Below are 26,426 nucleotides of genomic sequence, written 5' to 3'. Positions count from 1 at the left end.
AATGCTGCAGGATAAAGACCGGATCTTTACCAACCTTTATGGCATGCACGAGCGCACCCTTGCGGGCGCCAAGGCACGTGGCCACTGGGACGGCACAGCCGGGATCATCAAGAAGGGTCGCGACTGGATCATCGAACAGATGAAGGCCTCAGGGCTGCGCGGGCGCGGGGGCGCGGGCTTCCCGACCGGTCTGAAATGGTCGTTTATGCCCAAGGAAAGCGACGGTCGCCCGGCCTATCTGGTGATCAATGCGGATGAGTCCGAACCCGGCACCTGTAAAGACCGAGAAATCATGCGCCACGATCCGCACACGCTGATCGAAGGCGCGCTGATTGCGTCTTTTGCGATGAACGCCAACACGGCCTACATCTATATCCGCGGCGAATTCATCCGCGAGCGTGAGGCGCTGCAGGCCGCGATTGATGAAGCCTATGATGCGGGCATGATCGGCAAGAACGCCGCAGGGTCGGGCTGGGATTTTGACCTGTTCCTGCATCACGGCGCCGGCGCCTATATCTGCGGTGAGGAAACCGCGCTGATCGAAAGCCTTGAAGGCAAAAAAGGCATGCCGCGCATGAAGCCGCCCTTCCCGGCGGGGGCTGGCCTGTATGGCTGCCCGACCACGGTGAACAACGTGGAATCGATTGCCGTTGTGCCGACCATCCTGCGGCGCGGCCCGGAATGGTTTACCTCGTTTGGGCGTCCGAACAATGCGGGCACCAAGCTTTTCGGCATTTCGGGACATGTGAACAATCCCTGTGTGGTCGAAGAAGCGATGTCGATCTCGTTCGAAGAGCTGATCGAAAAGCATTGCGGCGGTATTCGCGGCGGTTGGGACAACCTCAAGGCGGTGATCCCCGGCGGTTCTTCGGTGCCCTGTGTGCGTGGCGAAAACATGCGCGACGCGATCATGGATTTCGACTATCTGCGCAATGATCTCGGTTCGGGCCTCGGCACTGCTGCCGTGATCGTGATGGATCAGCAGACCGACATCATCAAGGCCATCTGGCGCCTGTCGAAATTCTATAAACACGAAAGCTGTGGCCAGTGTACGCCGTGCCGCGAAGGCACCGGTTGGATGATGCGGGTGATGGATCGCCTGATGCGGGGCGAAGCGGATGTGGAAGAGATCGACATGCTGTGGGATGTCACCAAGCAGGTGGAAGGTCACACGATCTGCGCCCTTGGTGATGCAGCTGCCTGGCCGATCCAGGGTCTGATCCGCAATTTCCGCGACGAGATCGAAGATCGCATCCGGGTCAACAAACAGGGCAAAGCCAGCATCGCGGCTGAATAAGAGCAGGAAGAAACAAGGTCATGAAAACGTGCCCCCCCATGCGTAACATCTTGGAAGCAGGCGTTAATTTGCCTGCTGACGGGCGTTGTTATTGCATGTCACGGGGACGGGTTTCCACCTTTTGCACAGCAAAAGGAGTGATTTCATGACCAAGTTCAAAACCGTTCTCGCCAGTGTTCTTGCCGCAACTATCGCCACGTCCGCATTTGCGGTGGATTACGCGGTGATGCGCAAAGATACGCGGGTGCATAACGAACTGCTTTGGGCGGCGCTTGCCCATTTGATCGACGAAAACTGCGACACGCTGAGCCTGCGCAAGTTTCGACTGTTCAACAAGGCGATGGCCCTTCAGGCCTATGCGCATTCTCTGGGCTACTCGATCCGTGAGACCGTGGCCTATGTGGACAGCAAGGAAGAGCAGGAACGGTTTCGGGCCATTGCCGAACCGATGCTTGCGGATATGGGCGCCCGAAAGGGCGACGAGGAAAGTTACTGTGCGGTGGGCCGCGCAGAAATGGATAAAGGAACTTTTACGGGCAAGCTTCTGTCGGAATGACGGCAGGGCCTGCGGGTAAAGGCAAGGAAAGGGCAGGGGGCATGGGCCTCTTGCAGGATGAAAAGGGACCGTGATGAGCGACCTGAAAAAGATCGTCATTGACGATATGGAAGTCGAAGTGGATGGCGCGATGACGCTGATCCAGGCTTGTGAGGTAGCAGGCGTGGAAGTGCCGCGTTTCTGTTATCACGAGCGTCTGTCGATTGCCGGCAACTGCCGCATGTGCCTTGTCGAAGTTGTGGGCGGCCCGCCCAAACCCGCAGCCTCCTGCGCGATGCAGGTGCGTGATCTGCGCCCGGGGCCGGAAGGCCAGCCGCCGGTGGTGAAAACCAACTCGCCGATGGTCAAGAAGGCCCGCGAAGGTGTGATGGAATTTATGCTGATCAACCACCCGCTGGATTGCCCGATCTGCGATCAGGGTGGCGAATGTGACCTGCAGGACCAGGCGGTTGCCTATGGCCTGTCCGGCTCGCGGTTCAAGGAACAGAAACGTGCCGTGGACGATCTGGATCTTGGTCCGCTTGTGTCGACCACGATGACCCGCTGCATTTCCTGCACCCGCTGCGTGCGCTTCACGACCGAGGTCGCGGGCATCACCCAGATGGGGCAGACCGGTCGCGGTGAAGACGCGGAAATCACCAGCTATCTGAATCAGACTTTGGACAGCAACCTGCAGGGCAATATCATTGACCTCTGCCCGGTTGGCGCGCTGACCTCAAAACCTTATGCGTTCACCGCCCGTCCGTGGGAACTGACCAAGACCGAAACCATTGATGTGATGGACGCTCTGGGCTCGAACATTCGCGTCGACACCAAGGGCCGCGAAGTGAAACGGATCCTGCCGCGCAACCATGATGGCGTGAACGAGGAATGGATTTCCGACAAGACCCGCTTCATCTGGGACGGTCTGCGCCGTCAGCGCCTGGACACGCCTTATATCCGTGAAAATGGCAAGCTGCGCAAAGCAGGTTGGGGCGAAGCCCTGACCGCAGCGGCTGAGGCGATGAAGGGCAAGAAGGTTGCAGGTCTCATTGGGGATCTGGCCAATGTCGAAATGGCGTTCTCGCTCAAGACTCTGATCGAAGGGCTGGGCGGCAAGGTGGAATGCCGTGTCGATAACGCGCGCCTGCCCACCGACAACCGTTCGGGCTACGTGGGCACCGCGTCGATCGAAGACATCGACAATGCAAAGTTCATTCAGCTCATTGGCACCAACCCGCGTGTCGAAGCGCCGGTTCTGAACGCGCGGATCCGCAAGGCCTGGCTGAAAGGTGCCAATGTCGGTCTGGTGGGGGACGCCGTTGATCTGACTTATGAATATGCGCATGTTGGCAATGACCGCGCAGCGCTGGAAAGCCTGCTGAACAAAGACTACGGCGCCGTGAAAGACGCGCCTTCTGTTGTGATTGTCGGCATGGGCGCTCTGCGCGAAGCTGACGGTCTGGCGGTTCTGGCCGCGGCGATGAAACTGGCTGAAGATACCGGTTCCAAACTGATGGTTCTGCACACGGCCGCCGGTCGTGTGGGCGCGCTGGATGTGGGTGCGGTGACCGAAGGCGGCATCGAGGCGGCCACCCATGATGCAGAGGTGATCTTCAACATGGGCGCGGACGAGATCGACATCGATGCGGGCCCCACCGTGATTTACATGGGCAGCCACGGGGATCGCGGTGCCATGCGCGCCGATATCATCCTGCCGGGGGCGGCTTATACGGAAGAGGCTGGTCTTTTCGTCAACACCGAAGGCCGTCCGCAGCTTGCGCAACGCGCCGCTTTCCCGGTGGGTGAGGCCAAGGAAAACTGGGCCATTCTGCGCGCCCTGTCGGCCGAACTGGGTCAGACCCTTCCGTGGGACAGCCTCGCGGGTCTGCGTCAGGCAATGGTTGACGCGGTGCCGCATCTGGCTGCCATCGACCAGGTTGTTGAAAACAGCTGGCAACCGCTCACCACCGGGTCGCTTGGCAAAGCGAGCTTCCGCTATGTGATCGGCGATTTCTATCTGACCAACCCGATTGCGCGCGCCTCTGAGGTGATGGCAGAGCTGTCTGCCCAGGCACGGGCGCGTCAGTCTGAAAAGCTGGCAGCAGAGTAACACGAACAGGACGGGATCCGGACAATGCGTAAGATGGGAACACAGGCAATGATGACGGGGGGCGCTCTGGCCGCTCTCCTGTCTGCCTGTGTGCCGTCTGAGCCGCAGAAAACCGAGGAGCCGCAGCCCTTTAGCCCAGAATACCTTGGGGTGAAGACGCAGCTTCTGGATGGGGATCTGGTCAATTTTCACGTCACCATGTCTGGTGCGCGTGGCAACGAAGATGTGGCGGCCTATGCGGAATGCGCGGCCGCGCAATATGCGCTTATTCGCGGGTACGGATTTGCCCGCCATGTGCGCACAACAGTGAATGACAGGGGCAATACCTGGACAGGCAATGCGGCTTACGTGATTTCGGCCGCGCTTCCAAAGGGTCTGAAAACGATCGATGCGGAAGTGACTGTGCAGAATTGTCTTGAAAACGGAATACCGACGGTCTGAGGGCATGAAGAGATATGTATGAATTCTTCACGACAACCAACCTGGGCATCGCGCTTTTGATCATTGGTCAGTGTTTGCTGATCGTGGTCCCACTTCTGGTGGCGCTGGCCTTTCTGCTCTATTTTGACCGCAAGGTCTGGGCAGCTGTTCAAATGCGCAAAGGTCCCAACGTGGTGGGTGCCTTCGGGGTGCTGCAATCCTTTGCGGACTTCCTGAAATATGTGCTGAAGGAAATCGTGGTGCCCGCAGGGGCCGACCGTTTTGTCTTCTTCCTCGCCCCGATGATGAGCTTCGTGCTTGCCATGGTGGCCTGGGCGGTGATCCCGTTCAACGACGGCTGGGTGCTGGCGGATGTGAATGTGGCGATCCTGTTTGTCTTCGCGGTCTCCTCGCTTGAGGTTTACGGCGTGATCATGGGCGGCTGGGCGTCGAACTCGAAATACCCGTTCTTGGGCTCGCTGCGCTCGGCGGCACAGATGATTTCTTACGAAGTCTCGATCGGTCTGATCATCATCGGTGTGATCATCACCACCGGGTCGATGAACTTTGGTGACATCGTGCGCGCGCAGGACGGTGCTGGCCTCTTCAGCTGGTACTGGCTGCCGCATTTCCCGATGGTGTTCCTGTTCCTGATCTCGGCGCTCGCGGAAACCAACCGCCCGCCGTTCGACCTGCCAGAGGCGGAATCGGAACTGGTGGCTGGCTATCAGGTGGAATATTCCTCGACCCCGTTCCTTCTGTTCATGATCGGTGAATATGTAGCCATCGTGCTGATGTGTACGCTGATTTCGATCCTGTTCTTCGGTGGCTGGCTGTCGCCGGTTGAGGCACTGCCGGACGGGTTCTTCTGGCTGGCGATCAAGATCTTCTTCTTCTTCTTCGTCTTCTCGATGGTGAAGGCCATCACGCCGCGCTACCGCTATGACCAGCTGATGCGCATTGGTTGGAAAGTATTCCTGCCACTGTCGCTGGCCTGGGTTGTTCTGGTCGCATTCTTCGCCCAATACGGGGCATTCTGGGGCACGTATGCCCGCTGGGCAGTGGGGGGCTGATAGATGGCTTTTGATTACGCACGCGCAACAAAATACTTCCTGCTGGCGGATTTTGTGAAAGGGTTTCAGCTTGGCCTGAAATACTTCTTCGCACCGAAGGCAACGCTGAACTATCCGCATGAGAAGGGACCTCTGTCGCCCCGTTTCCGCGGTGAACACGCGCTGCGCCGCTATCCCAACGGGGAAGAGCGTTGCATTGCCTGTAAACTCTGCGAAGCGATTTGCCCGGCGCAGGCGATCACCATCGACGCGGAACCGCGCGAAGATGGCTCGCGCCGCACCACGCGCTATGACCTCGACATGACCAAATGCATCTATTGCGGTTTCTGCCAGGAAGCCTGCCCGGTGGATGCAATTGTTGAGGGGCCGAATTTTGAGTTTGCTACTGAGACCCGCGAGGAGCTGTTCTACGACAAGGAAAAACTGCTGGAGAACGGCGAACGTTGGGAAGCCGAAATCGCCCGCAATATCGAGCTGGACGCGCCGTATCGCTAAAGGGTGAGAAAGAACATGAACGACTTTTCCAAGAAATACGCCGAGATGCTGGAGCAGGGCACGCATATGCTGCGCGCCTTCAATCCGGCGTTGGAGAAGTTCGTGCCCGAAGGTCTTGATAAGCTGATGCCCACCATGCCGAAAGACATGATGGACCTGATGTTTGGCAATGCTTTCAACAAAGATGGTCTGGACACCAAGACGCGGATGCTGGTTGCACTCGCCGGTCTGGTGGCCGCGGGGGCGCAAGCTGGCCCGCAGATCAAAATCACCGTGCGCCACGCTCTTGAAGCGGGGGCATCCGAAAAAGAGATTGCGGAAGTGATCTATCAAATGTCCATGTTGGGCGGCCTGCCGGCGATGAACCGGGCGCTGGAAGAAGCGCAAGCTGTCTTTGACGAAAACGAGGAGGGGGACGCATGAGCGTTGCCGACTACGCTTTTTACCTCTTTGCCCTGACCACGGTCACGGGTGGATTTTTCACTGTTATGGCACGCAACCCCGTGCATTCGGTGCTTTGGCTGATCACCGCCTTTGTGGGCGCAACCGGTCTGTTTGTTCTGCTGGGGGCCGAGTTCGTGGCGATGCTCCTGATGATCGTCTATGTGGGCGCCGTCGCAGTGCTGTTCCTCTTCGTGGTGATGATGCTGGATGTGGATTTCGCCGAGTTGAAGGCCGAGATCGCCCAATCGCTGCCCTTGGCACTGTTGATCGGTGTGATCCTGCTGATGGAACTGGGCACCATCTTCGGCACCTGGCATTTCGCTGACGGGGCCGAGGCTGCACGCCAGTCGATCACCCCGGCGATCGCAGAGATCCACAACACCGAGGCGCTGGGTCTGGTGCTTTACACCGACTATATCCTCCTCTTCCAACTGGCGGGGCTGATCCTGCTGGTCGCGATGATCGGAGCGATTGTGCTGACGCTGCGCCACCGCACCCATGTGAAACGCCAAAACGTGATGGCACAGATGCACCGCGACCCGGCCAAGGCGATGGAAATCATCGACGTGAAACCGGGCCAGGGGTTGTGAGTGGGCTGACATCATGATCCGGACAGAAACATACGAAAAGAAGCGGGCCGCGATCTGCGTGGTCCAAGAAGGGAACAGGACATAATGGTAGGACTTGAGCATTATTTGGGCGTCGCGGCGGCTTTGTTCGTCATCGGCATTTTCGGGCTGTTCCTGAACCGCAAGAACGTGATCATCCTGCTGATGAGCATCGAATTGATGCTTCTGGCGGTGAACATCAACCTTGTGGCCTTCTCCAGCTATCTGGGGGATCTGACCGGTCAGGTCTTTACCCTCTTCGTGCTGACGGTTGCTGCGGCCGAGGCCGCAATTGGCCTGGCCATCCTCGTCAGCTTCTTCCGTAACCGCGGCTCGATTGCCGTGGAAGATGTCAACGTGATGAAAGGCTGAGGCAATGGCAGCTACGATCGTACTCTTTGCGCCGCTCATCGGCGCGCTGATCGCGGGCTTCGGCCATCGCGTGATCGGGGACAAGGGGGCGCAGGTTCTGACCACCGCGCTTCTGTTCCTCTCCGCCGCTCTGTCCTGGAGCATCTTTTTCGGGCTTGGGTCGGACACCCAGACCGTTCACCTGATGGACTGGGTGTCGTCGGGTTCGCTGAGCGTGGACTGGTCGATCCGTCTGGATCGTCTGACCGCGATCATGCTGATCGTCGTTACCTCGGTCTCGTCGCTGGTGCATCTCTATTCGATGGGCTACATGGCGCATGACGATCACTTTGGTGATGCCAGCTATCGTCCGCGTTTCTTTGCCTACCTGTCCTTCTTTACCTTCACCATGCTGATGCTGGTCACTTCTGACAACCTGCTGCAGATGTTCTTTGGCTGGGAAGGTGTGGGGGTGGCGTCCTACCTGCTGATCGGGTTCTATTACAAAAAACCCTCCGCAAACGCTGCGGCCATCAAGGCTTTTGTGGTGAACCGCGTGGGGGATTTCGGCTTCGCTCTGGGGATCTTCGGTCTGTTCTACCTGACGGACAGCATCCGTTTTGACGACGTGTTTGCCGCGGCACCACAACTGGCAGAAACGCAGATCCATTTCCTCTGGACCGAGTGGAACGCGGCCAACCTGCTGGCCTTCCTGCTGTTTGTCGGTGCAATGGGCAAATCGGCTCAGCTGATCCTGCACACCTGGCTGCCCGATGCGATGGAAGGCCCGACCCCGGTGTCGGCCCTGATCCACGCAGCCACCATGGTGACCGCGGGTGTGTTCCTGGTCTGCCGTATGTCGCCTTTGATGGAATACGCCCCGGCGGCCACAGATTTCATCGTTGTGCTGGGTGCCACCACCGCATTCTTCGCGGCCACCGTGGGTCTTGTGCAAAACGACATCAAACGCGTGATTGCCTATTCGACCTGTTCCCAGCTGGGCTACATGTTCGTGGCCGCAGGTGTCGGCGTCTATTCGGTTGCCATGTTCCACCTGTTCACCCACGCCTTCTTCAAGGCAATGCTGTTCCTTGGGGCCGGTTCGGTGATCCACGGGATGCATCACGAGCAGGACATGCGCAACTATGGCAACCTTCGTAAGAAGATGCCGATGACATTCTGGGCGATGATGATCGGGACGCTGGCCATCACGGGTGTTGGCATTCCGCTGACCCATATCGGCTTTGCGGGCTTCCTGTCGAAAGATGCGGTGATTGAAAGCGCCTATGCAGGCACCCAGGGGGGCTATGCCTTCTGGATGTTGGTCATCGCCGCGCTCTTCACCAGCTTTTATTCATGGCGCCTGATGTTCCTGACCTTCTTTGGCAAGGCGCGTGGCGACAAGCACACCCATGATCATGCTCATGAAAGCCCGATGGTGATGCTGGTGCCGCTTGGGGTTCTGGCCCTTGGCGCGATCTTCTCGGGGATGATCTGGTACGGGTCGTTCTTTGGCGATCATAACAAGGTCAACCAGTTCTTCGGCATCGAAGCCCATGCGACCGCTGATGCGGGGGATCATGGCGCTGCGGCGACGGATGATCATGCCCCGGCTGCGGACGCGGCTCATGGCGACGATCACGAGGCGACGGGCATGGCACACGGCGCACCTGTGGGCGCCATCTTCATGGCACCGGACAATCATGTGATGGATGAGGCGCACCATGCCCCGACCTGGGTCAAAGTCTCGCCCTTCATCGCCATGGCTCTGGGGTTTGTGGTTGCGTTCTGGTTCTACATCGTGAACCCGTCCTTGCCGAAACGCCTGGCCAACACTTTCCCGGCGATTTACCAGTTCCTGCTGAACAAATGGTATTTCGACGAACTTTACGATGCGATTTTCGTCAAGCCCGCCTTTGCCATCGGTCGTTTCCTGTGGAAACGCGGTGACGGGAATACCATCGACGGCTTCCTGAACGGTGTGGCCATGGGCTTTGTGCCCTGGGTCACCAAACAGGCCGGCCGGGCCCAGTCCGGTTATGTCTTCACCTATGCCTTTGCGATGATCCTCGGCATCGTTGCTCTGGTTTCGCTTATGCTTATCAACGGTGGGTCGCACTAATGAATAACCTGCTTTCCATCATTACCTTCCTGCCGCTGGTTGCGGCGGTCATCCTTGCGCTCTTTCTGCGCGGAGATGACAAGGCGGCTGCACGCAATGCCAAATGGCTGGCGCTGGCAGCAACCATTGCCACCTTCCTGTTCTCGCTTCTGGTTCTGACCGGATTTGATGCCGAGAACACCGGGTATCAGTTTGTCGAAGAGGCAAACTGGATCATGGGCCTGAAATACAAGATGGGTGTCGACGGGATTTCGGTCCTGTTTGTCATGCTGACCACGTTCATGATGCCGCTGACCATCTGGGCCAGCTGGGGTGTCGAAAAGCGTGTGAAGGAATACATGATTGCCTTCCTGCTTTTGGAAACCCTGATGCTGGGCGTGTTCATGGCGCTGGACCTGGTTCTGTTCTACCTGTTCTTCGAAGCAGGCCTGATCCCGATGTTCCTGATCATTGGGATCTGGGGGGGCGCGAACCGGATCTATGCCGCGTTCAAGTTCTTCCTCTACACGTTCATCGGTTCGGTCCTGATGCTGGTTGCCATGGTCTATATGGCGCTGGAAGTGGGCACGGATTTCGAGGTGCTGGCCGGTCACAAGTTTGACAGTGAGACCATCACCTTCATGGGGATTCATATCGTCGGCGGGATCCAGACCCTGCTGTTCCTGGCCTTCTTTGCCTCTTTCGCGGTGAAAATGCCGATGTGGCCGGTGCATACCTGGTTGCCGGATGCTCACGTGCAGGCGCCGACCGCCGGTTCGGTGGTTCTGGCTGCGATCCTTCTGAAGATGGGCGGCTATGGCTTCCTGCGGTTCTCATTGCCGATGTTCCCGGTCGGGGCAGACACGATGGCATGTTTCATCTTGTGGATCTCGGCCATCGCTATTGTCTACACCTCGCTTGTGGCGATGGTGCAGGAGGATATGAAAAAGCTGATCGCCTATTCGTCTGTTGCCCACATGGGGTATGTGACCGCCGGTATCTTTGCTGCGAACCAGCAAGGTGTGGATGGGGCGATTTTCCAGATGATCAGCCACGGCTTCATCTCGGGCGCACTCTTCCTGTGTGTCGGCGTGATCTATGACCGGATGCATACCCGTGACATCAGCGCCTATGGCGGGCTGGTGAACCGGATGCCGTCCTATGCGTTGATCTTCATGTTCTTCACCATGGCCAATGTCGGGCTTCCGGGCACCTCGGGCTTTGTGGGTGAATTCCTGACGCTGGTGGGGATGTTCCAGGCCAACACCTGGGTGGCCCTGGTGGCAACCTCCGGTGTGATCTTCTCGGCAGCTTACGCGCTTTACCTTTACCGTCGGGTGGTCTTTGGCGACCTGATCAAGGAAAGCCTGAAGGCGATCACCGACATGGACAAACGGGAAAAGATGATCTTTGCCCCGCTGGTTGCCATGACCCTGATCCTGGGTGTCTATCCGTCGCTGGTGACCGATATCATCGGACCGTCGGTTGAGGCGCTTCTCAACAACTACCACGCTGCACTCCCGGCCGACACGGCCGAGGTGATGCAAGCGGCAACCTCGCACTAAAGGGGGCGGATTATGAGCTCTGTCGACATTCAAACGGTTCTTCCCGAGATCCTGCTGTCGGTCTATGCCATGGCCGCCCTTCTGGGCGCGGTCTATACCGGCAAAGATACGATGGCCAAGCTGCTGACCTGGGTCACCGCTGGCGTCATGGTTGCCCTCGCGGTGATCATTGCAGGCGGTGAGGGGGCCAGTTCGGCCTTCAACGGCATGTTCATCGACGATGCCTATGCACGGTTTGGCAAAATTGCGATCCTGCTTGCTGCGGCAGCTGTTTTGGTGGTGGGCGAAGCGACCATGTCGCGCCGTGGATTGCTGAAATTCGAATACCCCATTCTGGTTGCCCTTTCGACCGTCGGCATGATGATGATGGTGTCAGCCGGCAACCTCATGTCGCTTTACATGGGGCTGGAGCTGCAATCGCTTGCCCTCTATGTGGTGGCCTCGCTGAACCGCGACAGCGCCAAATCGACCGAAGCCGGTATGAAGTATTTCGTGCTGGGTGCCCTGTCGTCTGGCCTGCTGCTTTACGGTTCCTCGCTGGCTTATGGCTATGCTGGCACCACTGATTTTGCGGGCATCATTACCGCCGCAAATGACGGTCATGTGGGGCTTGGCCTGCTGGTGGGCCTCGTGTTCATCGCAACCGGCCTTGCGTTCAAAGTCTCGGCAGTTCCGTTCCATATGTGGACCCCGGATGTTTACGAAGGGGCGCCGACACCTGTCACCGCCTTCTTTGCAACCGCACCGAAATTCGCCGCCATGGGCCTGTTTGCCCGCGTGATGTTCGACGCGTTCGGGTCGGCGATTGGCGATTGGCAGCAGATCATTGCCCTTCTGGCCGTGCTCTCCATGTTCCTCGGTGCCTTTGCCGCAATCGGGCAGCGCAATATCAAGCGCCTGATGGCCTATTCGTCGATCGCTCATATGGGGTTTGCCCTGTTGGGTCTGGCCTCGGGGAGCGAGTACGGGGTGCAGATGATGCTGCAATATATGGCCGTTTACGTGGCCATGAATGTCGGCACCTTCGCCTTCATCATGTCGATGGAGCGGGACGGTCAGCCGGTCACTGACATTGCCGCGCTGCACCAGTTCGCATCGGTCGACAAAGCCAAGGCGCTGGCCATGCTGATCCTGATGTTCAGCCTTGCAGGTGTGCCGCCGATGCTCGGCTTCTTTGCCAAGCTGGGTGTGCTGATTGCAGCGGTGAATGCAGGGATGACCTGGCTTGCCGTGGCTGCGGTGATCGCCTCTGTTATTGGTGCCTTCTATTACCTGCGGATCGTCTACTTCATGTATTTTGGCGATGAAAACGAAGGCGTGGAAGTGAACATGTCGCCCGCCGCCTGGACGGCCCTGATGGCCTCGGCTGTGATCGTGCTGGTGGGTTTTGTGAACTTCTTCGGCATCGAAGGGGCGGCACAGGCTGCCGCGGCGGCTCTTGTCAAATAAGTGGCCCGACGGCTTTGGTCGGCGGGTTCTGACCTCGGTCGACAGCACAAATGAAGAGGCCCGGCGCATTGCGCCGGGTCTTCTTGGTCCGACATGGATCCTTGCACTTGAACAGACCAAAGGCCGGGGCCGCCGTGGCCGGGCCTGGGTGGCGCCAAAGGGGCATTTTGCCGCTACGCTGGTGATGTGCCCTAACGAGCCCCCCAATCTGGTGGCACTGCGCAGTTTTGTGGCCTCGCTTGCGCTTTACGATGCGTTTGCACAGGCCACTGGGCGCACCTCCGGTCTGACGCTCAAATGGCCAAATGACGTGCTGCTGAATGGTGGCAAGGTGGCCGGGATCCTGCTGGAAAGCGGTGGCTATGGCACCGGGCAGGCTCATCTGGCCATCGGGATCGGTGTCAACCTGATCGACGCGCCGGGCAGTGCGATGGTCGAACCCGGCGCCGTTGCACCGGTCAGCCTTGCGGGGGAAACCGGTGTTCAACTTGATCCAGAGGCGTTCTTGGACCTTCTGGCACCCTCCTATGCCCATTACGAAACCCAGTTCAGCACCTACGGTTTTGAACCGATCCGCGAAGCCTGGCTGGCGCGGGCGGCCAAACTGGGGGAGGTGATCACCGCGCGCACGATGCAGCATGAATACCAGGGGCGATTTGACACGGTGGACGGAGAGGGCAACCTTGTTCTATCTACCGCGACAGGGCGCGAGGTGATCCCCGCAGCCGAGATTTTCTTTTGAGGGGGACAGAACATGCTTCTGGCCATTGATACCGGCAATACGAATACGGTGTTCTCGATTTGGGACGGCGAACAGTTTCTGTGCACGCTCAGGACCTCGACCCATCATTCGCGCACGGCGGATGCCTATTTTACCTGGTTTTCCACACTGATGAGCCATTACGGCATCAAGCCGGACATCACCGGGGTGGTGATCAGCTCAACCGTGCCGCGGGTTGTGTGGAACCTGCGTGTCTTTGCGGACCGTTTTTTCGGTTGCCGCCCGCTTGTGGTGGGCAAACCCGATTGCCTGCTTCCGATCCCGCCTCGGGTGGACGAAGGCGCGGTGCCCGGCCCGGATCGGCTCGCAAATGCCGTGGCTGCGTTTGACCGTCATGGTGGCAACTGCATGGTGGTGGATTTTGGCACCGCCACCAATATTGATGTGGTGGCCGAGGATGGGGCCTATATTGGCGGGGTGATTGCGCCGGGGGTGAACCTGTCACTTGAGGCCCTGCACCAGGGGGCGGCGGCACTTCCTCATGTGGATGTAACCCAGCCCGACAAGGTGATCGGCACCAATACGGTCGGCTGCATTCAGTCCGGGATCTTCTGGGGCTATGTGGGGCTTGTGCAGGGGTTGATCGGCCGGGTGAAAGTGGAATATGGCAAACCGATGAAGGTGATTGGCACCGGTGGGCTGTCGTCCCTCTTTGCCCAAGGGGCTGAGCTTTACGACTTTATCGAACATGACCTGACCCTGCACGGGTTGGTTAAAATCTATGACTACAACAAGGAACAGGGCAATATATGACCAGTGATCGCCTGATCTATCTCCCGCTCGGAGGCGCCGGCGAGATCGGCATGAATGCCTATGTCTATGGCTATGGCAAACCCGGTAAGGAACGTCTGATCCTTGTCGATCTGGGGGTGACCTTCCCGGATATGGACAGCACGCCGGGGGTGAACCTGATCATGCCGGATGTGAGCTGGCTTGAGGCCAATGCCGATCGGCTGGACGCGATTTTCATCACCCATGCCCATGAGGACCACGTGGGTGCGGTTGGGCGGCTCTACTCAAAACTCAAGGCGCCCATCCATGCCCGCCCCTTCACCCGTCATCACGCTCAGCGCAAGCTGGAAGAAGCGGGGCAGGTGCCAGAAGTGGTGATCGCGGCGGGTGTCTATCCGCAGGTGATCGAGGCCGGGCCGTTCAAAGTGTCGTTCCTGCCGCTTTCGCACTCGATCCCGGAAAGCTCGGGCCTGGTGATTGATACGCCTGCTGGCCGTGTCGTGCATACGGGGGATTTCAAACTGGATCCGACCCCGGTGCTGGGGGATCCGTTTGACGAAGAGCTGTGGCGCGAAGTTGCAAAGCCCGGCGTCAAGGCGCTTGTATGTGACTCCACCAATGTGTTTTCGCACCACGAAGGCCGCACCGAAGCCTCGGTCGGCGCGCCGTTGCGTGACCTCGTCAAAGACGCGCCGCATATGGTTGTGGCCACGACCTTCGCCTCAAATGTCGCGCGTGTGAAACAGCTGGCCGAAGCGGGCGCGGCCGCAGGTCGCTCGGTCTGCCTGCTTGGTCGTGCGATGCGCCGGATGATCCAGGCCGGGGTCGAAACCGGTGTGCTTGGCGATTTCCCGAAAACCGTGACCGCCGAGGATGCCCGCGATATCCCGCGTGAAAACCTGATGTTGATTGTCACCGGCAGTCAGGGCGAGCGCCGTGCGGCCTCGGCCCAGCTTTCACGGGGCAAATATCTGGGCATGTTGCTGAAGGAAGGGGACATGTTCCTGTTCTCTTCCAAGACCATTCCGGGCAATGAACGCGGCGTGGGTCGGATCATGAACGCCTTTTCGGAAATGGCCGTGGACGTGATCGCCGAAAGCGATCTCTATCACGTCTCGGGCCATGCCAACCGTCCGGACCTGCTGCGCACCCATGAGATTTTTGACCCGCAGATGGTGATCCCGATGCATGGCGAGCACCGTCATCTGCGCGAACATGCCAAGCTGGCGCAGGAAAATGGGCGTAGCGCGATGGTTGTCGTGAATGGCGCCGTTTGTGATCTGACCGGCGACGCGCCCCATGTGGTGGAACATGTCGAAGCAGATCGGATCTATCTGGATGGGGATATCCTGATCGGCGCGCTGGATGGGGTCGTCCGTGATCGGATCCGGCTTGCGCTGAATGGCCATGTGATCGTGAATGTGATTGTCGAGAATGATGAACCGCTGGGGGAACCCTGGGTTGAGATCATGGGCCTGCCCGAACTGGGCCATTCCCGCGCGCCACTGGTGGATGTTCTGGAAGAAGACCTTGGCCAGTTCCTGATGCGGGCTGGGGACAAGACCCTGCGCGATGACGACAAGCTGGGTGAAGAGCTCAAACGCATCGCCCGCAAAACCACCAATGATGAAATCGGCCGCAAGCCAGAGGTTACCGTTGTGGTCAGTCGTCTCGAAGGATAAGGCACGGCGTCAGAACGAAAAAAGGCGAGCCACCAGGCTCGCCTTTTTTGTTTTGTTCAGAGGGCTTTATCCTTCACGCCGCTCATCAAAGCTCTTGGCGATGAAGTCGGGGGTATGATCCCCCATTCCCATGATCCTGCCATTGTCACGACGGCTGGAATTGCTGCGCCCGCGCGAAGAGCTGCGGCTCTCACTTTGGTAACGCTCGCTTTGCTTGGGGGCAGGAGCCGACGGGGCGGTCGAAGCAGGGCTGTCTTTGCTGCTGCGTGCGGAGCTGCTGGCGGAAGGTTTTGATGATTTGCTTTCGCTTTTCGACGCGCTGTCCGTTTTCTTATCCGTGGCCTTGCGTGAGCGCGATTTACGCTCTTCCGGCGGCACCGGGTTCTCGATCCGTGGTATTTCCTTTTCGATCAGACGTTCCACCGCATCGAGGTTCTTTTCATCGCGGGGTTCGCAGATCATGATTGCCTTGCCGCTACGTCCGGCACGTCCGGTGCGCCCAATTCGGTGGACATAGTCCTCTGCATGGCCCGGTACGTCGTAATTGAACACATGGCTGACATTGGGAATGTCCAGCCCACGTGCCGCCACATCAGAGGCACAGAGGAAATTCAATGTGCCAGCGCGGAACCCGTCCAGAACTTCCATCCGTTTGGATTGTTCCAGATCCCCATGGATTGGAGCGGCGTTGTAGCCGTATTTCTTCAGCGACTTCGCGCAGATATCCACATCGGTCTTGCGGTTGCAGAAGATGATCGCGTTGGTGCAGGCCTCGCCCTCGCGATCAATCAGCGCCCGCAGCAGTTTGCGTTTCTGAGAGGCGGCGCGATCCTTGCGGGTCGCTTTGAACATGCAAAGCTCCTGCGTGATCGTTTCCGACGTGGTGGCCTGACGGGCCACTTCGATCCGCTCGGGATTTGACAGGAACGTATTGGTGATCCGCTCGATCTCAGGCGCCATTGTGGCCGAGAAGAACAGGGTCTGGCGGGTGAATGGGGTGAGGCCGAAGATGCGTTCGATATCGGGAATGAACCCCATGTCGAGCATCCGGTCGGCTTCGTCCACCACCATGATCTGCACGCCAGTGAGCAGCAGCTTGCCGCGTTCGAAATGGTCAAGCAGGCGGCCGGGCGTGGCAATCAGCACATCAACACCCCGGTCGATCAGGGCATCTTGTTCCTTGAAACTGACGCCGCCGATCAAAAGCGCCTTGGTCAGTTTCACGTTCTTGGCGTAAATGTCAAAGTTCTCCGCCACCTGTGCTGCCAGTTCGCGCGTGGGGCAAAGCACCAGCGAACGGGGCATCCTTGCCCGGGCCCGGCCACGCGCAAGGGCGGTGATCATGGGCAGGGTGAAGGAAGCGGTCTTGCCGGTGCCGGTCTGGGCAATGCCCAGCACATCGCGCCCTTCAAGAGCAGGGGGAATCGCGCCAGCCTGAATAGGGGTCGGGGTTTCATACCCAGCTTCATCAATGGCTTTCAAAACCTTGGGGCTGAGTTTCAGATCAGAAAATTTGGTCATATATGTCCATATTTCACGGACACTTCTGGCCCGTGCATCTAGGAAAGGAGGCCCGGATGGCCGTGACGCGCCTGGCATTTTTCAGCGCGCCCTCTCGGATGAGGAAGGGGTAAAGAAAAATCCGTCCATGGTCAACGCGTTCCCCGGAAATATGGACGATTCCCGCAATATCTTGCGATTGTTGCTACATTTCTAAGCCAAATGGCCGCTTTCATGTCGTTTCGGAGCATAGCCCAGGGCGAGGATCTGCAAGCTGGGGCGCGGTGTCAGCACCTGAACTTGGTGGTTGGGGCGGGGAACAGGTGGTCCGTATCCCGAAGGAGAGAAGGGAAGCAGCCATTTCCCGGACAGGAGGTGGGGCTGATCTCCAAATCTGACAAATGCGCCATCTGGCAGGTGGGAGAGGGAGGCCTCATGCCGGACCTGTTGCCGCCGGCGGGTGACACGCGCTGCGTGCAATGCCTTGTCTATCTTTGTGTGCGATGCGGTCCCAAATGCCGATTGCCAAAGGGATTTATACCGGCGATAGGCGGCCGGGCGGCAATAGGCACAAGGGCGATGCCCGGCAGACAATGCGACCGCCTCATCCAGGAAAAACAGCGGCGTCCATGCGTGGTCGGGCTGGGGGCCGTGATATTTTCCCCTGGGATGGGTCAGAGTGCAGATGATCCAATGGGGATGTTTCCAGCGCGAGGTGCCAAGTCGCCCCTTGTCAAACGGCAAAATACCCCGGTTACCGGTAAACATCCCACGGGCAGGATGAGCGACAATCTCTCCTGTGGGCAGGACACGGTTCTGCATGGGGGATGGGGGGAGGGGCGGACGGTTTTGCACCATCACAGCCCCCCGGTCAAAGCTTGACGATGCGCGCCCCGGTCAATTTGGCGGCTTGCCAGGTGTCGCTGTCTTCCACGCGGCTCAGCGTGCCTGAGACGGTGATCCGGGCCCCGTCATCAAATCCCATCAACGGAGTGTCCAGCGTCACCTGCAGCGTGGCATTGTGGCCAAATCCACCGCAAAGCGGGCAGTTTCCGGTGTCGGACGTCAGGATCAGATCATGAATTTCTCCACCCGGCAGCATGGCCACGGCGTAACCTGTGATTTCAACCCCTTCCAGATCCGCGTCCATGTCCTTCGGGAAGGTCTTGCGTACTTCATAGCTGGTTTCAGAAACGATTTCCTCAATCTGGATTTCTGACAAGACGCGCCAGATATCCAGATCCACCGATGTCTCTGCCTGAACAAAACCCGGTGCAACGGTGCCGAAAACAGCGGCAAAGGCGAGGGGACTGGTTTTCATAGGATACTCCCTTATCAGACACGAGAATTGCGTGCAGATTATCCCGGCGTCTCTTGCTTGTCACATACTCTTTTTGTCGTGGCGGATTGATGTCATTTCAACTTTTAATTGTGAGTAAAATCTCTTATTCGGAGGGCATCTCTGAATAAAGTAAATGTGAAAAATGTTCCTGTCCCGATCAAAGCAAATCCTTGTCTTTCTTATTGTTCTTTTGATCTGGGGCGCCGCTCCGATTGTTGTTTGGGTGGTTCATGGAGATTGGCCCGCGAGTGCGGGTGAATATGGTGACCTGTTCGGCGGAGTCGGTGCGTTGTTCTCTGGCCTGGCCTTTGCTGGGTTGATTGGCACCCTAGTAATGCAGCGTGAGGCGCTGGCCAAGCAGAGCGAGGAATTGGTCCTGACACGCGATAGTGTTGAGCAGCAGACCAAAGAGCTGTCCCTGTCCTCCGAGGCGCTTCAGCTTCAGGTCAATGAGATGATGGCTCAGCGGGCAGAGATGGAGGCCAGCCGGGAAACATTGGAGCAGCAACAAGCGGTGATGGCGAAGCAGGCCTTTGAGGGCACGTTTTTCCAGATGTTGAAGCTGTGGAATGATCGTGTGGGGGAGATTGCGTCTCAACTTCCTACGTCGATTGGTCGGCAAGGGCGAGCCAACTTTCATGAATTTCATGATGCAATTGGGGAATGGGGCCAACAATCGAATGGAAGTAGTGTGAGGATCGTCGCGCCCGACGCGGCGGAAGTGTATAATCGTTTCCCCGTAGAACTCCAAACCTACTTCATGCTGCTCTACAACCTGATTGCCTTTGTCGACAACGCCAACCTCGCTGACGCGGACAAGAAATCCTATGTCCGCCTGATCCGTGCTCATCTTGTGGACGATGAAATGGTGGTGCTGCTTTACAATTGCGTTGGTGCAAAAGGGAGAGGGCTGGGCATGTTGGCCTATAAATATCACCTCTTCCGCTATCTCTTGCCCGAAACGAAAAAGACCCACGTCAAGGCGTGGGATCTTTTCCGGTCTGAGTTCGGAAAGAAAGCAGTCTAAACCATCATTTCCTTGGTGGCGGTCAGTTTCACGCCTTCAAAATCACGTTCAACACGGTCGATATCCCATTGAAGACGTGTCAGAAAAACGGGATCTCCGTCATGATCATGCGCGATATGTTGCTTGTTGGTGTTGATCAGTCGCTCCACCACATCCTTCGCCCCAGACACCCAGCGGGCCGAGGTGAATTGCGATGGTTCAAAGCGCACCGGCAGCCCGTATTCCATCTCGATCCGCGAGGCGAGCACTTCGAATTGCAGCGCCCCCACAACACCCACGATAAAGCCCGAACCGATATGCGGTTTGAACACCTTGGCTGCGCCCTCTTCGGCGAATTGCATCAGGGCTTTTTCAAGGTGCTTGGCCTTCATCGGATCACCCGCGCGCACGCCTTGCAAAAGTTCCGGCGCAAAGCTTGGGATGCCGGTGGCGCGCAGCATTTCCCCTTCGGTCAGCGTGTCGCCAATGCGCAGCTGTCCGTGGTTGGGAATGCCGATGATATCCCCCGCCCAGGCCTCTTCCGCAAGCTCACGGTCCGAGGCCAGAAATAGCACCGGGTTCGAAATGGCCATCGGCTTTTTCGACCGCACATGGGTAAGCTTCATACCCCGTTTGAAATGCCCCGAGGCGAGCCGGACAAAGGCCACACGGTCGCGGTGTTTCGGGTCCATATTTGCCTGCACTTTGAAGACAAAGCCCGCGACTTTTTTCTCATCAGGGCAAATCTGGCGCGGTTCGGCCTGTTGCGGCTGCGGCTCGGGGCCGAAATCGGCAATGCCGTTCATCAGTTCCTGCACGCCGAAAGAGTTGATCGCGGAACCAAACCAAATCGGCGTCATATGCCCTTCCAGAACCGATTGCGGATCCAGCGCAGGCAAAAGCTCCTTCGCCATTTCCACCTCTTCAAGGAACTGTTCCAAAAGATGGGCTGGCACATGTTCCGCGAGCTTCGGATCGTCCAGACCTGAGATCTGGATCGTTTCCGCCACCACGTTTCGGTCGGCCCGGTCCATCAGTTCCAGCCGGTCATTCAGCAGATCGTAACAGCCCATGAAGTCACGGCCCATGCCGATCGGCCAGGAGGCAGGGGTGACGTCGATCGCCAGCATTTCCTGAATTTCGTCGATGATCTCAAACGTGTCGCGGCTTTCGCGGTCCATCTTGTTACAGAAGGTCAGGATCGGCAGGTCCCGCAGGCGGCAGACCTCAAACAGTTTCTGGGTCTGGCTTTCCACACCTTTCGCGCCATCGATCACCATGACGGCCGCATCCACCGCGGTCAGCGTGCGATAGGTATCTTCCGAGAAATCGGAGTGACCGGGCGTGTCCACCAGATTGAAACGGAAGTTTCTGAAATCAAAGGACATTGCCGAGGCCGAGACCGAGATGCCCCGGTCTTTTTCCATCTGCATGAAGTCTGAGCGCGTGCGCCGCGCTTCCCCCTTGGCGCGCACCTGCCCAGCCATCTGAATGGCGCCACCATAAAGGAGGAACTTTTCCGTCAGCGTGGTTTTGCCCGCATCCGGGTGCGAAATGATCGCAAAGGTCCGGCGGCGCGCAATTTCGGGCGGCAATTCGGGGCGGTTTGTGTGCGTATCCAACATGATGTCGCTATAGCCGTGCAAGGTCACGGGTGCAATGGGGCGCGCAACCTGTCATGGCGGGTGTCATGATCTGATTTGCCCAAACGGCAGGGGAAACCGGATCCCGTCAAAGCCTGCGGGGACCTGCGCCCTTGACCGCTCGTAATGTGCCAAGTGCGTTGTCAGGTTTTGCACATTGCACCAGCGCATCCTTACCCAGCTCTCGGGCATGGGTTCCCTGGGCGTGAGGGGCAAGACCCTCGGGCAGGGCCAGGCTGTTGATCTGGTCGACAAACAGGCTTTCGGCGGGGATCCCTTCGGCATAGATGATTTCGTGCTTATCGAAGAGCAGTTGGAAATAATCGACAAAGCCGCCTTCGCTGCGGGTCACATCCGGGCCGCCCACCAGATCACGCGCGCGCACCAGCACCTCTTTCTGTCCCGCTTTCAGGGCGTCAACGCGTTGGTAGATGAATAATCGGTGGCTCGGGCTGAGGGTCAGCTCTGCTTCGTTGTTCAACGCCCCTGCCGCGATGGTGATCGGTGCAAAGGCCCCGGTGGCGCGCACCGTCTGCTGACCGATCCAGCGAATGGGTTGCGGGCCACTGTCACGGGTAAGGATCCGGTCGCCAGGGGCGAGAGTTTCGATCGGTGCCTGCCGCCCGTCCGCCAGCGTGATCCGTGTGCCACGGGTGAACGAAACAGAAGCGGTCTGTGCCAGTCGGGCGCGGGGATTTTCGGTGTTGATCGTCACCAGCGTATATTGAACCCCGGAGCGCATTGGTGTCAGCGGGTAGAGATAAATGGCGGCGATGCGGGTCCTGTCCGGCGTGGTTTCGACCAGAACAATCGCTTCCAGGGTCTCTCCATGGGGGGGCATGAAGGTCAGCACGCAGTCCAGAAATACGGGCGCCCCCGGCGTGCCGATTTCTGATCCTTCAGCGATACATAGCGGCCCGTCATGGTCGGGAATGGTCATGGACAGAAGCGAGGTGCGAGGGGTGATCAGCGCATAATCATCTTCCAAGAGCAGCTCTGACGCATCGCCCAGAGCGTCCCCTTCATTCACCCCCTGCACGACACGAAAATCACCTGCGTCATGCACAGGGAGTGTCAATGACGGCAAGTCTGCGTGTTCGAGGGCGGCAAAGCTGGACATGTTTCAACCTGAAATAAATTCTGTAAGTCCCTGTCGCGGTTGTGTTGTTGCGGTTGGGTCGATCTGAAATTCTAGAATGAATGCAGGATTGGGTCAATTCTGTCCGGGCCCGGAATTGGGGCTAATTGGTCAACAAACTGTAAACACTCTGGCCGCGTCCTCTCTTTCCCAGATCGAACCGGAGTGTTAGGGCTGGGGCAAATAGGGAGAATTGATATGGATCTGGGAATTTCTGGCAAGAAAGCCCTCGTATGTGCCTCCTCCAAGGGATTGGGGTTCGGGTGCGCGCAGGCGCTGGCGCGCGAAGGCGTTGATGTGGTGATGAATGCGCGCTCATCCGAAGTGCTGGAAGCGGCCGCTGAGGCGCTGCGTGTCGAGACCGGCGTGACGATCACCACGGTTGCTGCTGATGTCACCACCGAAGAGGGGCGGGCGGCCGTTTTGGAGGCCGCGGATGCGGTCGACATTCTTGTTACCAATGCGGGGGGGCCGCCGCCGGGGATGTGGCAGGATTGGGGGCGGGAGGATTTTATCGCCGCCATTGATGCCAATATGCTCACCCCCGTGGCCCTGATGCAGGCGTTGGTTCCGGGCATGATGGAGCGGGGCTGGGGCCGGGTGGTGAACATCACGTCGCAATCGGTGAAGGCGCCGATCCCGGTGCTTGGTCTGTCCAATACCGCGCGCACCGGGTTGACCGGTTTTGTTGCGGGCACCGCCAGGCAGGTGGCGGCAAGTGGGGTGACGATCAACAATCTGCTTCCCGGCATTCATGATACCGACCGGGCGGTGGCGCTGGACGGTGGCGTCGTGGCCCAACAGGGGATCACGATGGAGGAAGCCCGCACCGCGCGTATGGCCACGATCCCCGCCAACCGCTATGGAACGGTTGAGGAATTTGGCGCGACCTGTGCCTTTCTCTGTTCTCAGCACGCAGGTTTCATCGTGGGGCAAAATGTGCTGCTGGATGGCGGCGGTGTGAATGCCACGATCTGACCCGAAAAGACAGCGCAACAGGAGAGAATTGTCATGAAGATGAACAGCCTTGCACGGGGCGCGTTGGAGGTCAGCACGCTCTGCCTCGGGTCAATGACATGGGGCAGCACCAATACAGAAGCTGAGGGGCATGACCAGATTGACATGTTCCTCGATCATGGTGGCAACTTCATCGATACGGCTGAAATGTATCCGGTAAACCCGATCCGGGCCGAAAACTGCGGCAAATCCGAGAGGGTGATCGGGTCCTGGCTGGCGCGGTCGAAGCGGCGTGAGCAGGTGGTGATTGCCACCAAAGTGTCCGGGGTAAACGGGGGCTTTATCCGCGAAGGGCGCGGATTTGACGGCGCGATCATTCCCGGCGCAATTGATGACAGCCTACGCAAGCTGGGCACGGATTATATCGACATCTACCAGTTGCACTGGCCGGACCGGGGCAGCTATGCGTTTCGCCAGAACTGGACCTATGATCCCACCGGACAGGATCCGGTTGCAACCGAGGCGCATATGCGCGAGGTGCTTGTGGCGATGACGGCGGCGGTCAAGGCTGGCAAGGTGCGCCATTTCGCCCTGTCGAATGAAAGCGCCTGGGGCACAATGCAATGGCTACGACTGGCGCGTGAGATGGGGGCGCCCGAGGTGGTGTCGATCCAGAACGAATACAGCCTGATGTATCGTCAGGCCGACACGGACCTTGCGGAACTGTGCCATAATGAAGACGTGCGGATCCTGTCCTATTCCCCCCTCGCCACCGGGCTGTTGACCGGGAAATACCAGCATGGCGCCATCCCGGAAGGGTCGCGTATGCAGGTCTATCCGGAACTGGGCGGGCGCAAGACCGCGCGCGCGTTCGAAGCAGTGGAGGCCTATCAGGCGGTGGCCAAAAAGCACGGGCTTGACGTTGTGCAGATGTCGCTGGCTTTTGTCATGTCACGCCCCTTCATCGGCTCCACCATCTTTGGCGCGTCGAACACGGATCAGCTGTCACGCATTCTGGCGGGCAAGGATCTGGTGCTGTCGGAGGAGGTGATGGCAGATATTGATCTGGCCCACCGGGCGCATCCGTTCCCGTTTTAATTCACGCTTCGCATGTGGCTGCGTCGGAGGCCTCCGGCGGGGATATTTTTAACAAGAAAAAGTCATCTGCGGCCCCGCAGGTGGCTTACGCTTTGGCCATGGGCCAATTTGAAGGCGCGTGCAAAACTGGCGGATGATCCGAACCCGGTTCGCAACGCAATCTCATTTACCGGCAGCGCCGTGTCGGTTGCCAGCCGGCGCGCTTCATCCAGGCGCAGGGTCAGGAAGTAAGCGCCGGGAGAGGTGCCAAGGGCAGATTTGAAACGGGTTTCCAAACTGCGGGGGCTGAGCCCAAGTTGACGTGCAAGCGCCCGTATCGGCAGAGGATCCTCCAGATGCTCCTCCATCAAACGGATCGCCTGCGCCACTTTCGGGGCCCGCGCGCTGAGACGCGCAGGGGAGGTGACGCTCTGTGGACGCGTATCTGAAGAGGCGGGTTCGTAGATCAACGCCCCTGCAACCCGCATGGCCAGGGCATCCCCGTGCCGGATGCGGATCAGGTGGAGCATCAGGTCAAGGGCTGCCCCGGCCCCGCCGGTTGTCAGGCGATCTCCGTCCACCACAAACCTGTCTTTTGCGACATCAATTTCGGGGAACTGCACTGTGAACTTTTCCAGATCTTCCCAATGAGTTGTGGCGCGATAGCTGTCAAGCAAACCGGCGCGCGCCAGGATCCATGGCCCGCCGTCCACCCCCCCCAATGTCATTCCTTTGCGGGCGAGTCCGCGTAGGGTGCGGCTGAGATGCGGGGTGGCTTGCTGCTCAAGCTCAAACCCGGCGATCACAAAGAGCGCATCCATCTCGATCTCTTGCGACAGCGGGGCACCGGGGACCGCGAGGCCGGATGTCAGTGTGGCGGCCTGTCCATCGACCGTAAACCAACCCCATTGAAAAAGCTCCCGTCCGGCACGCCTGTTCGCCGCACGCAGGGGATCAACAACGGCGGCCAGGGATAAGGTGTTCGCGGCATTGAGAATGAGCAGTCCGATGCGAAGGGGGGCGGCCGTAGTCTGGAAGATTTTTGCGCTTTTCATCATGTTTCCATCGTTAAATGTAAACTCGCTTCGGTCAAGCATCGCAATATGAAGGAAATGAACAGGGAGGCCCAAATGCCGCTTCAAATGAACCGTGAAGTTTTCATCACCGCTGCTGTGACCGGATCAGGCGGCACGCAGGACCGCAGCCCGCATGTTCCGCGCAGCCCTGCGCAGATTGCGGCGTCTGCAATTGATGCGGCAAAGGCCGGGGCGGCGATTGTGCATTGCCATGTGCGTGACCCGGACACGGGCGCCCCGTCGCGCGACCTCGCGCTTTACCGCGAAGTGACCGACCGCATTCGTGGCGCCGAGGTGGATGTGGTTCTGAACCTGACCGCCGGGATGGGGGGCGACATCGTGTTCGGCAATCCCGAAAGTCCGTTTCCGGTCAATCCCGAGGCCACCGACATGATCGGTGCCACCGAACGCATGGCCCATGTTGCCGAATGCCTGCCCGAGATCTGCACCCTTGATTGTGGCACAATGAATTTTGCCGAGGCCGATTACGTGATGACCAACACGCCCGGCATGTTGGAAGCCATGGGGCGGATGATGACCGATCTGGGGGTGAAACCCGAGATCGAAGCCTTTGATACTGGTCATCTGTGGCATGCAAAAACTCTTGTAGAACAAGGGGTTCTGGACAGTCCGGCACTGGTGCAGCTGTGCATGGGGGTGCCGTGGGGCGCGCCCAATGACATGAACACCTTCCTCGCGATGGTCAACAATGTTCCCTCTGACTGGACCTGGTCGGCCTTCTCGCTGGGGCGTGATCAGATGGCCTATGCGGCGGCGGCCACGCTGGCCGGGGGCAATGTGCGCGTCGGGCTCGAAGACAACCTCTGGCTGGAAAAAGGCGTGCTGGCCACCAATGCCCAACTGGTCGATCGCGCCGCCACCATCATCACCAACATGGGCGCCCGCGTCATCGGCCCTGAAGAGGTGCGCAAAAAGCTGGGGCTTGTGAAACGTCCCCCGGTTGCCGCATGAAGAAGCTGAACCACCGGGTGGTCCGGGGGATAGGCTATGACGAGGGTATAATGGTGGGAACGGTTGGAC

Annotated in this window: 25 protein-coding genes; 19 read left to right on the top strand and 6 right to left on the bottom strand. The window is 58.7% G+C overall.

Features of this window, described 5'->3' with window-relative positions; genetic code table 11:
- The first annotated feature begins 1 nt into the window (after position 1).
- From nuoF to K3J57_RS08365, 15 genes are all read left to right on the top strand, one after another.
- Positions 2-1,297, top strand: a complete 1,296-nt coding sequence (nuoF, locus tag K3J57_RS08435; RefSeq protein WP_259774302.1) for an NADH-quinone oxidoreductase subunit NuoF — start codon at positions 2-4, stop codon at positions 1,295-1,297.
- A 145-nt stretch (positions 1,298-1,442) separates the two neighbouring features.
- On the top strand, positions 1,443-1,853 hold the full coding sequence (locus K3J57_RS08430) for a DUF5333 domain-containing protein (RefSeq protein WP_259795387.1): 411 nt from the start codon (positions 1,443-1,445) through the stop codon (positions 1,851-1,853).
- Between the two features lie 73 nt (positions 1,854-1,926).
- Positions 1,927-3,945, top strand: coding sequence for an NADH-quinone oxidoreductase subunit NuoG (nuoG, locus tag K3J57_RS08425; RefSeq protein ID WP_259795384.1), 2,019 nt, complete (start codon positions 1,927-1,929; stop codon positions 3,943-3,945).
- Positions 3,946-3,978: 33 nt separating this feature from the next.
- Complete coding sequence (locus tag K3J57_RS08420; RefSeq protein WP_259794890.1) at positions 3,979-4,386, top strand: YNQ4 family lipoprotein; 408 nt, start codon at positions 3,979-3,981, stop codon at positions 4,384-4,386.
- Between the two features lie 14 nt (positions 4,387-4,400).
- Complete coding sequence (gene nuoH, locus K3J57_RS08415) at positions 4,401-5,438, top strand: NADH-quinone oxidoreductase subunit NuoH (RefSeq protein ID WP_173486487.1); 1,038 nt, start codon at positions 4,401-4,403, stop codon at positions 5,436-5,438.
- A 3-nt stretch (positions 5,439-5,441) separates the two neighbouring features.
- Positions 5,442-5,933, top strand: coding sequence for an NADH-quinone oxidoreductase subunit NuoI (gene nuoI / locus K3J57_RS08410; RefSeq protein ID WP_055191584.1), 492 nt, complete (start codon positions 5,442-5,444; stop codon positions 5,931-5,933).
- Between the two features lie 15 nt (positions 5,934-5,948).
- On the top strand, positions 5,949-6,356 hold the full coding sequence (locus tag K3J57_RS08405; RefSeq protein WP_055191586.1) for a carboxymuconolactone decarboxylase family protein: 408 nt from the start codon (positions 5,949-5,951) through the stop codon (positions 6,354-6,356).
- Entirely contained in the window at positions 6,353-6,967 is a 615-nt protein-coding gene (locus tag K3J57_RS08400; protein ID WP_173486486.1) for an NADH-quinone oxidoreductase subunit J, read from the top strand. The genes K3J57_RS08405 and K3J57_RS08400 overlap by 4 nt, the downstream gene beginning before the upstream one ends.
- An 84-nt stretch (positions 6,968-7,051) precedes the next feature.
- Positions 7,052-7,357: an NADH-quinone oxidoreductase subunit NuoK gene (gene nuoK, locus K3J57_RS08395; RefSeq protein WP_055191590.1), complete on the top strand. Its 306-nt coding sequence runs from the start codon at positions 7,052-7,054 to the stop codon at positions 7,355-7,357.
- A 4-nt stretch (positions 7,358-7,361) separates the two neighbouring features.
- Positions 7,362-9,458 carry an NADH-quinone oxidoreductase subunit L gene (nuoL, locus tag K3J57_RS08390; RefSeq protein ID WP_259795383.1) on the top strand — a complete coding sequence of 699 codons (2,097 nt, stop codon included), beginning with the start codon at positions 7,362-7,364 and terminating at the stop codon, positions 9,456-9,458.
- Positions 9,458-11,002, top strand: a complete 1,545-nt coding sequence (locus K3J57_RS08385) for an NADH-quinone oxidoreductase subunit M (RefSeq protein ID WP_173486484.1) — start codon at positions 9,458-9,460, stop codon at positions 11,000-11,002. Before nuoL ends, K3J57_RS08385 begins: the two co-directional genes overlap by 1 nt.
- A 12-nt stretch (positions 11,003-11,014) precedes the next feature.
- Positions 11,015-12,451, top strand: a complete 1,437-nt coding sequence (nuoN, locus tag K3J57_RS08380) for an NADH-quinone oxidoreductase subunit NuoN (RefSeq protein WP_259783536.1) — start codon at positions 11,015-11,017, stop codon at positions 12,449-12,451.
- On the top strand, positions 12,441-13,193 hold the full coding sequence (locus K3J57_RS08375) for a biotin--[acetyl-CoA-carboxylase] ligase (protein ID WP_259790696.1): 753 nt from the start codon (positions 12,441-12,443) through the stop codon (positions 13,191-13,193). The genes nuoN and K3J57_RS08375 overlap by 11 nt, the downstream gene beginning before the upstream one ends.
- A 12-nt stretch (positions 13,194-13,205) precedes the next feature.
- Positions 13,206-13,985 (top strand): type III pantothenate kinase, encoded by a 780-nt coding sequence (locus K3J57_RS08370; protein WP_173486481.1) that lies wholly within the window; start codon positions 13,206-13,208, stop codon positions 13,983-13,985.
- Entirely contained in the window at positions 13,982-15,646 is a 1,665-nt protein-coding gene (locus K3J57_RS08365) for a ribonuclease J (protein ID WP_259790690.1), read from the top strand. The genes K3J57_RS08370 and K3J57_RS08365 overlap by 4 nt, the downstream gene beginning before the upstream one ends.
- A gap of 66 nt (positions 15,647-15,712) precedes the next feature.
- Here K3J57_RS08365 and K3J57_RS08360 read toward each other — a convergent pair whose 3' ends face one another.
- The 3 genes from K3J57_RS08360 to K3J57_RS08350 all read right to left on the bottom strand — a co-directional run bounded on the left by K3J57_RS08360 (position 15,713) and on the right by K3J57_RS08350 (position 18,467).
- On the bottom strand, positions 15,713-17,167 hold the full coding sequence (locus K3J57_RS08360; RefSeq protein WP_259790687.1) for a DEAD/DEAH box helicase: 1,455 nt from the start codon (positions 17,165-17,167) through the stop codon (positions 15,713-15,715).
- 192 nt (positions 17,168-17,359) lie between these two features.
- Positions 17,360-17,968, bottom strand: a complete 609-nt coding sequence (locus K3J57_RS08355) for a hypothetical protein (protein ID WP_259790685.1) — start codon at positions 17,966-17,968, stop codon at positions 17,360-17,362.
- 49 nt (positions 17,969-18,017) lie between these two features.
- The gene (locus K3J57_RS08350) at positions 18,018-18,467 is read right to left on the bottom strand and encodes a hypothetical protein (protein WP_259790682.1); all 450 of its coding nucleotides are present in this window, start codon (positions 18,465-18,467) and stop codon (positions 18,018-18,020) included.
- 163 nt (positions 18,468-18,630) lie between these two features.
- Here K3J57_RS08350 and K3J57_RS08345 point away from each other — a divergent pair, with 163 nt between their 5' ends.
- Entirely contained in the window at positions 18,631-19,515 is an 885-nt protein-coding gene (locus K3J57_RS08345) for a putative phage abortive infection protein (RefSeq protein WP_259795382.1), read from the top strand.
- Here K3J57_RS08345 and K3J57_RS08340 read toward each other — a convergent pair.
- Together K3J57_RS08340 and K3J57_RS08335 are read right to left on the bottom strand one after the other, a co-directional pair.
- Positions 19,512-21,119: a peptide chain release factor 3 gene (locus tag K3J57_RS08340; protein ID WP_173486475.1), complete on the bottom strand. Its 1,608-nt coding sequence runs from the start codon at positions 21,117-21,119 to the stop codon at positions 19,512-19,514. The genes K3J57_RS08345 and K3J57_RS08340 overlap by 4 nt on opposite strands.
- A 106-nt stretch (positions 21,120-21,225) precedes the next feature.
- Positions 21,226-22,257: a Hint domain-containing protein gene (locus K3J57_RS08335; protein ID WP_259790678.1), complete on the bottom strand. Its 1,032-nt coding sequence runs from the start codon at positions 22,255-22,257 to the stop codon at positions 21,226-21,228.
- Positions 22,258-22,473: 216 nt separating this feature from the next.
- Between K3J57_RS08335 and K3J57_RS08330 the strand changes: the two genes are divergently transcribed.
- Positions 22,474-23,253: an SDR family oxidoreductase gene (locus K3J57_RS08330; protein WP_259795381.1), complete on the top strand. Its 780-nt coding sequence runs from the start codon at positions 22,474-22,476 to the stop codon at positions 23,251-23,253.
- Between the two features lie 33 nt (positions 23,254-23,286).
- Positions 23,287-24,330, top strand: coding sequence for an aldo/keto reductase (locus K3J57_RS08325; protein WP_259783517.1), 1,044 nt, complete (start codon positions 23,287-23,289; stop codon positions 24,328-24,330).
- Positions 24,331-24,392: 62 nt separating this feature from the next.
- Here K3J57_RS08325 and K3J57_RS08320 read toward each other — a convergent pair whose 3' ends face one another.
- On the bottom strand, positions 24,393-25,367 hold the full coding sequence (locus K3J57_RS08320) for a GlxA family transcriptional regulator (protein ID WP_259790663.1): 975 nt from the start codon (positions 25,365-25,367) through the stop codon (positions 24,393-24,395).
- A 72-nt stretch (positions 25,368-25,439) separates the two neighbouring features.
- Here K3J57_RS08320 and bcoG point away from each other — a divergent pair, with 72 nt between their 5' ends.
- Complete coding sequence (bcoG, locus tag K3J57_RS08315; RefSeq protein ID WP_259790660.1) at positions 25,440-26,357, top strand: 3-dehydrocarnitine:acetyl-CoA trimethylamine transferase BcoG; 918 nt, start codon at positions 25,440-25,442, stop codon at positions 26,355-26,357.
- Positions 26,358-26,426: the final 69 nt, after the last annotated feature.

It is taken from the genome of Aliiroseovarius crassostreae, from assembly GCF_025137635.1.
Lineage (GTDB): Bacteria > Pseudomonadota > Alphaproteobacteria > Rhodobacterales > Rhodobacteraceae > Aliiroseovarius > Aliiroseovarius crassostreae.
This window is presented reverse-complemented; position numbering and strand designations above follow the sequence as displayed.

Coding starts and splice junctions, on each gene's coding strand:
- nuoF (WP_259774302.1), top strand. CDS start 2: ATGCTGCAGGATAAAGACCGGATCTTTACCAACCTTTATGGCATGCAC.
- K3J57_RS08430 (WP_259795387.1), top strand. CDS start 1,443: ATGACCAAGTTCAAAACCGTTCTCGCCAGTGTTCTTGCCGCAACTATC.
- nuoG (WP_259795384.1), top strand. CDS start 1,927: ATGAGCGACCTGAAAAAGATCGTCATTGACGATATGGAAGTCGAAGTG.
- K3J57_RS08420 (WP_259794890.1), top strand. CDS start 3,979: ATGGGAACACAGGCAATGATGACGGGGGGCGCTCTGGCCGCTCTCCTG.
- nuoH (WP_173486487.1), top strand. CDS start 4,401: ATGTATGAATTCTTCACGACAACCAACCTGGGCATCGCGCTTTTGATC.
- nuoI (WP_055191584.1), top strand. CDS start 5,442: ATGGCTTTTGATTACGCACGCGCAACAAAATACTTCCTGCTGGCGGAT.
- K3J57_RS08405 (WP_055191586.1), top strand. CDS start 5,949: ATGAACGACTTTTCCAAGAAATACGCCGAGATGCTGGAGCAGGGCACG.
- K3J57_RS08400 (WP_173486486.1), top strand. CDS start 6,353: ATGAGCGTTGCCGACTACGCTTTTTACCTCTTTGCCCTGACCACGGTC.
- nuoK (WP_055191590.1), top strand. CDS start 7,052: ATGGTAGGACTTGAGCATTATTTGGGCGTCGCGGCGGCTTTGTTCGTC.
- nuoL (WP_259795383.1), top strand. CDS start 7,362: ATGGCAGCTACGATCGTACTCTTTGCGCCGCTCATCGGCGCGCTGATC.
- K3J57_RS08385 (WP_173486484.1), top strand. CDS start 9,458: ATGAATAACCTGCTTTCCATCATTACCTTCCTGCCGCTGGTTGCGGCG.
- nuoN (WP_259783536.1), top strand. CDS start 11,015: ATGAGCTCTGTCGACATTCAAACGGTTCTTCCCGAGATCCTGCTGTCG.
- K3J57_RS08370 (WP_173486481.1), top strand. CDS start 13,206: ATGCTTCTGGCCATTGATACCGGCAATACGAATACGGTGTTCTCGATT.
- K3J57_RS08365 (WP_259790690.1), top strand. CDS start 13,982: ATGACCAGTGATCGCCTGATCTATCTCCCGCTCGGAGGCGCCGGCGAG.
- K3J57_RS08360 (WP_259790687.1), bottom strand. CDS start 17,167: ATGACCAAATTTTCTGATCTGAAACTCAGCCCCAAGGTTTTGAAAGCC.
- K3J57_RS08355 (WP_259790685.1), bottom strand. CDS start 17,968: ATGCAGAACCGTGTCCTGCCCACAGGAGAGATTGTCGCTCATCCTGCC.
- K3J57_RS08350 (WP_259790682.1), bottom strand. CDS start 18,467: ATGAAAACCAGTCCCCTCGCCTTTGCCGCTGTTTTCGGCACCGTTGCA.
- K3J57_RS08345 (WP_259795382.1), top strand. CDS start 18,631: ATGTTCCTGTCCCGATCAAAGCAAATCCTTGTCTTTCTTATTGTTCTT.
- K3J57_RS08340 (WP_173486475.1), bottom strand. CDS start 21,119: ATGTTGGATACGCACACAAACCGCCCCGAATTGCCGCCCGAAATTGCG.
- K3J57_RS08335 (WP_259790678.1), bottom strand. CDS start 22,257: ATGTCCAGCTTTGCCGCCCTCGAACACGCAGACTTGCCGTCATTGACA.
- K3J57_RS08330 (WP_259795381.1), top strand. CDS start 22,474: ATGGATCTGGGAATTTCTGGCAAGAAAGCCCTCGTATGTGCCTCCTCC.
- K3J57_RS08325 (WP_259783517.1), top strand. CDS start 23,287: ATGAAGATGAACAGCCTTGCACGGGGCGCGTTGGAGGTCAGCACGCTC.
- K3J57_RS08320 (WP_259790663.1), bottom strand. CDS start 25,367: ATGATGAAAAGCGCAAAAATCTTCCAGACTACGGCCGCCCCCCTTCGC.
- bcoG (WP_259790660.1), top strand. CDS start 25,440: ATGCCGCTTCAAATGAACCGTGAAGTTTTCATCACCGCTGCTGTGACC.